General features: G+C 65.1%; 4 protein-coding genes. 2 read left to right on the forward strand and 2 right to left on the reverse strand.

The features are described 5' to 3' along the window. Positions 1-298: 298 nt before the first annotated feature. Positions 299-1,951 (forward strand): DHA2 family efflux MFS transporter permease subunit, encoded by a 1,653-nt coding sequence (locus Q0W90_RS22840; protein WP_297776796.1) that lies wholly within the window; start codon positions 299-301, stop codon positions 1,949-1,951. On the opposite strand, the gene Q0W90_RS22845 is transcribed toward Q0W90_RS22840, so the two are convergent. Together Q0W90_RS22845 and Q0W90_RS22850 are read right to left on the reverse strand one after the other, a co-directional pair. After that, a complete protein-coding gene (locus tag Q0W90_RS22845; RefSeq protein ID WP_297598358.1) occupies positions 1,929-4,091 on the reverse strand; it encodes a S9 family peptidase in 2,163 nt (720 codons plus the stop codon). The genes Q0W90_RS22840 and Q0W90_RS22845 overlap by 23 nt on opposite strands. Then, on the reverse strand, positions 4,088-4,978 hold the full coding sequence (locus Q0W90_RS22850) for a phosphoribosylaminoimidazolesuccinocarboxamide synthase (RefSeq protein ID WP_297598356.1): 891 nt from the start codon (positions 4,976-4,978) through the stop codon (positions 4,088-4,090). The genes Q0W90_RS22845 and Q0W90_RS22850 overlap by 4 nt, the downstream gene beginning before the upstream one ends. A 52-nt stretch (positions 4,979-5,030) precedes the next feature. Between Q0W90_RS22850 and Q0W90_RS22855 the strand changes: the two genes are divergently transcribed. Beyond that, positions 5,031-5,651 carry a hypothetical protein gene (locus tag Q0W90_RS22855; protein WP_297699585.1) on the forward strand — a complete coding sequence of 207 codons (621 nt, stop codon included), beginning with the start codon at positions 5,031-5,033 and terminating at the stop codon, positions 5,649-5,651. Positions 5,652-5,681: the final 30 nt, after the last annotated feature.

The following is a 5,681-nucleotide window of genomic DNA, read 5'->3' on the forward strand; positions in this document are numbered from 1 at the left end:
GGGCTTTTGGGGGAATGTGGTGCACGATCTTTCACACGCGTATACCGCGGTATTCGTGATTGCCGTCGTGCTGGTGGTTTGCACGGTTATTCCGGCATCCTTTCTTCCTAAAAAGCCGGCAAGCGAAACTGCCGGCGAATAACACAAACGCGCCTGCTAGACCACCGCAGCCCGATTTATCACATCAACGGCAGTCCGGGCCACTTGTGCGCAGCACGAATTACACGCGTGCGAATAGGCGAATAGGCGAATAGGCGAATACGAGCAAAAACCCTTCTGCGGGGCCACCGATCTGGATATGCTCAGCGGCGCCATGGAGAACACTCGTTCCGCGTCTTTCACCGTCCCGTTGCCTATCGCTCCGGGACCATCGCGCCACCCAGACGAGTATCCCGACAAGCTGGACGCGGCGCTGTTCCGGATCGCCGGGGTGTGTGGCCTGGCCTGCATCATGGCCGTGCTGGACAGCACCGTCGTCGCCGTTGCGCAACGCACCTTCATCGAGCAATTCGCGTCGACTCAGGCCATCGTCTCGTGGACGATCGCCGGCTACATGCTCGCGTTCGCGACCGTGATCCCGATCACCGGGTGGGCGGCGGACCGGTTCGGCACCAAGCGCCTGTTCATGGGGGCGGTCCTGATTTTCACGCTGGGATCGCTGCTGTGCGCGGTGGCGCCAAACATATTGCTGCTCATTTTGTTTCGGGTGGTGCAGGGCATCGGCGGCGGCATGTTGTTGCCGCTCAGCTTCGTGATCTTGACGCGTGAGGCGGGGCCCAAGCGGGTCGGCCGCCTGATGGCGGTCGGGGGAATCCCGATTCTTCTCGGCCCGATCGGCGGGCCCATCCTGGGCGGTTGGCTGATCGGCGCCTACGGGTGGGAGTGGATTTTCCTGGTCAACCTGCCGATCGGGCTGACCGCATTCGCGCTGGCGGCGGCCATGTTCCCGAAAGATCAACCGTCCCCGTCCGAGGCTCTCGACATCACCGGCGCGCTGCTGCTGTCGCCCGGCGTGGCGATCTTCCTGTGCGGGGTGTGTTCCATCCCGGGGCGGCGCACGATAGCCGACCCCTACGTGCTGGCTCCGGCGCTGACCGGCCTGGCATTGATCGCCGCGTTCATCGCGCACGCCTGGTATCGCACCGATCACCCCCTGATCGACCTGCGGCTGTTCCGCAACCCAGTGGTCACCCAGGTCAATGTGACGCTGCTGGTGTTCGGCGCCGCATCGGTGGGCGTTGGGCTGTTGGTCCCGAGTTACTTCCAAATCGCCGGCCACGAGACGCCGATGCAGTCCGGGATGCACATGCTGCCGATCGGGATCGGTGCCGTATTGACGTTGCCGCTGGGCGGGGCCTTCTTGGACAAACGCGGTCCCGGCAATATCGTGCTGATCGGCCTGCCGCTGATGGCAGTGGGCCTGAGCGTCTTCACCTACGGCGTCGCCACGCGGGCCGAGTACTCACCGGTCTTGGTGTCCGGGCTCGCGATCATGGGTCTGGGGGCCGGCTTGACCACCACACCGCTTTCCGCTGCGCTCATGCAGGCGCTCGCCCCGCGTCAGGTCGCCAGGGGGACGACGTTGATCAGCGTGAACCAGCAGGTGGGCGGGTCGATCGGGGCCGCGCTCATGGCGGTGGTCCTGACCAATCAGTTCAATCGCAACGAGGCTCTGATGGCGGCGAACGAGATGGCCGGGGTGCGCCCGGGGGCCGGCAAGCGGGACCTTCCGGTTGACCCGTCGGCCCTCCCCCGACAGACGATGACCCCCGATCTGGCCAGTCACGTGTCGCACCACTTGTCGCACGCCTATACCGTGGTCTTCGTGCTGGCTGTCGTGTTGGTGGCGTTCACCATCATCCCGGCGTCGTTCCTGCCCAGGAAGCCATCGACCCCGCCCGTCGACGAAGTGCGTGCTGATGTTCCGGCTATTGCCGCGGATCGGCGTTGAGGTCGGATTTCTGGCCGTCGTCATAGCGGCCGCCATCTGCGGTCGCTAGCAACCACGCATACTGGAAGGCGGTTTCCTCCCACCCCTTGTAGCGACCGCTGACGCCGCCGTGCCCGGCGTTCATTTGGGTCTTCAACAGGATCGGGCTTCCGTCAGCGTTGACGTGCCGCAGCGCGGCAACCCACTTGGCGGGCTCCACATAATAGACTCGCGTATCGTTCAGTGACGTCATCGCCAGAATCGCCGGATACCGCTTGGCCTCGACGTTCTCATACGGGGAATAGGACTTCATGTAGGAGTAAACATCCTTGTCCGCCAACGGGTTTCCCCATTCGTCCCACTCGGTCACGGTCAGCGGCAAGGAGGGATCCAGGATGGTGGTCAGCGGGTCGACGAACGGCACCTGCGCGAGGATGCCGGCAAAGAGTTCCGGGGCCAGGTTGGCCACCGCCCCCATCAGTAAACCTCCGGCACTCCCCCCCAGCGCCACCAGCTGATGCGGACGGGTGATTCCGGAATCCACCAAATGACTTGCCACCGCGACGAAGTCGGTGAAGGTGTTCTTCTTCTCCAGCAGCTTGCCGTGCTCGTACCACAGCCGGCCCATCTCGCCACCGCCGCGGACGTGGGCGATCGCGAACACCATACCGCGATCCAACAGCGACAACCGGGCGATGGAAAAGCTCGGGTCGGTGCAGATCTCGTAGGCGCCGTAGCCGTAAACCAGCGCGGGCGCCGGGAATTCGATGCCTGCCCGGTGCACGATCGACACCGGGATCCGGGTGCCGTCGTCGGCAACCGCCCAGTCGCGCCTTTCGATGTAATCTTCCGGGCGATAATCGCCGAGCACGGGTTGCTCACGCAGCAGGGTGCGGTCACCGGTGACGAAGTCGATGTCGTAGACCCGTGCCGGGATGACGAGAGACCCCGCCCGGATCCGCAGCTTGGGCGTATCCCAATTCGGGTTGCCGGCCGCGCCGGCCGACATCAGCTCAGAGTCGAACGAAACCTCTTCGGGCTGTGCATATGTCCCGTCCGAGTTGATCCCCCACAGCTGCAACCGGGGCAGCGCCTCACGCCGATAGCTGACAACGAGGTGACCGGCAAAGGCGTCCACCCCGTCGAGGCGGACGTCGTCGCGGTGCGGGATCAGGGTGCGCTGCTGGGTGGGATCGCTCACCGGCGCCTCGGTCAGGGTGAAGTTGACCGCGCCGTCGTTATGCAGGATCAAGAACCGGTCCTGCCCGCCGACGACCGCATGCTCTACCGCGTACTCGACGCCAACACGGCGCGGCAACACGACGGTGAACTGTGCCTGCGGATCGGCGGCGTTGGCGTAGCGGAATTCGGAGGTGATCGAGGAGCCCGCGGCAATGAAGACATAGGCCTCACTTCGGGTGAGTCCTACGCCCAGCCAGAACTTTTCGTCGGCTTCGTGATACACCAGCTCCGATGCCTCACCCGAGCCCACCCGGTACCGCCACACCTTGTCGGGGCGGTGGGCGGCGTCCAGGGTGAGGTAGTACACGGTGCGGTCGTCGGCAGCCCAGGTCGCACCCGCACCGATGTCGGCGATCTCGTCCGGATACAGCTCACCGCTGCGTAAGTCCTTGAACCGCAACGTATAGCGTTCGTCACCGAGGGTGTCGACCGAGTACGCCAGCAGGTTTCCGTCGAGGCTGACCGTCGCGGCGCCCAGGGCGAAGAATTCGTGTCCCTGCGCTTCGGCGTTCGAGTCGAGCAGGATTTGCTCACCCGCAATGTCGGTGTTCTCGTCCAAGGGCGGCGGGTCCCAGTCATCGGGGTCGCTTACCGGACAACGGCACTGGACGCGGTACTGCTTTCCTTCGAAGGTGCGGGCGTAGTACCACCACTGACCCCGCCGGGTCGGGACCGAGAGATCGGTTTCCTTGGTGCGCGCCTTGATCTCGCCGAAGATCTGCTGCCGCAACGGTTCGAGCTGGGCGGTCATCTGGTCGACGTAATCGTTTTCCGCCTCGAGGTAGGCGATGACGTCCGGGTTGGTCTTTTCGCGCAGCCACTCGTAGGGGTCGATGAAGACGTCGCCGTGGTGTTCACGCCGGCTGTCCACCCGCTTGGCGACGGGCGGTACCGAACCGGCACGGTGCGATTCGATCATGTGGCGGGACCTATCCAGTCATCGAAGCTCAGGCCGGAAATGCGCTCGTAGGCATCGATATAACGGCCGCGAGTCGCCTCGATGATGTCGTCCGGGAGTGGCGGCGGGGGTTGTGTGCCATGGCGATCCCAGCCGGAGGCAGGGCTGGTGAGCCAGTTGCGGACGAACTGTTTGTCGAAGCTGTTCTGGACCACGCCGACTTGGTACTCGTCGGCCGGCCAGTACCGTGAGGAATCCGGGGTGAAGATTTCGTCGGCCAGCAGCAGGTTGCCGTCGCGGTCGGTGCCGAATTCGAACTTGGTGTCCGCGATGATGATTCCTTTCCGCAGAGCATGGTCGGCGGCCTGAACGTAGATCTGCAACGTGCGATCGCGCAGCTGGTTGGCGCGCACCCCGCCCACCATCTCGATCACCCGGGCAAACGAGACGTTTTCGTCGTGGTCCCCCAATGCGGCTTTGGTCGCCGGGGTGAACAGCGGTTCGGCGAACCTGCTGGCTTCGACCAGGCCCGGCGGCAACGTGATGCCGCAGACCTTGCCGGTCGCCTGGTAGTCCAGAAGCCCCGAGCCGGTCAGGTAACCGCGCGCCACGCATTCGACCGGAAGCATCTCCAGCTGCCGCACCACCAGCGCCCGCCCCAGGACCTCGTCGGGGATGCGCCGGTCGTCGGGCGGTCCGGCCAAGTGGTTGGGTGCATCGACGAGACCGAAGAAGAAAATACTCATCGCGGTCAGGATGCGGCCCTTGTCCGGGATGGTGCTGTCGAGGATGAAGTCGTACGCCGAGATACGGTCGGTGGCGACCAGCAGAAGGTGTTCATCGTCGACGCGGTACAGCTCACGGACCTTGCCGCTGGCCAGATGCTGGTAGTCGGACAGTGCAGGCATCCGGTCAGCCTATCGGGCACGCCGAAACGCGGCTTGTGCTGGGATCGGGGCTATGACATCGCGGTTTCTGCCCTACTCCACCAGGCCCGGCCGGCTGGCGGCCCAGCTCTTCAGCGATTTGGCCGTCGTCGTGTGGACAGTGCTCTGGTTTCTCGTCGGCCTGGCGGTTTACGACGCGATCGCGACCATTGCCGACGCCGGCCGGCAGGTCGAGAGCGGCGCGGACGGCATCGCCGGCAACCTCGCGTCCGCCGGCCACGGCGCCCAGCACATTCCGGTGGTCGGCGACACGGTCAGCAAGCCGCTCAACTCCGCCAGCCAGGCCGCGCTGGACATCGCGGGGGCAGGCCATGACCTGGACACCGCGGCGAGCTGGCTCGCGGTGCTGCTGGCGATGGCGGTCGTGGCGCTCCCGATCCTCGTCGCGGTGATCCCGTGGGTGTTTCTGCGGCTTCGATTCTTTCGGCGCAAGTTGACGGTGACCGCGTTGGCCGCAACCCCGGCGGGTGTGCAATTGCTCGCGCTCCGTGCGTTGACCAACCGCCCGCCCCGCAAGTTGATCGCCGTCAGCGCGGACCCGGTCGGCGGGTGGCGTCGTGAGGATCCGGTGACCATCGGCGCCCTGGCGGCGCTCGAACTACGGTCGGCGGGTATCGCGATTCGCGGGGCTTAGCAGCATTGCCCGCGAGAAGAGCAGCACCCC

This window comes from Mycobacterium sp. (genome assembly GCF_025933915.1).
Taxonomy (GTDB): Bacteria; Actinomycetota; Actinomycetes; order Mycobacteriales; family Mycobacteriaceae; genus Mycobacterium.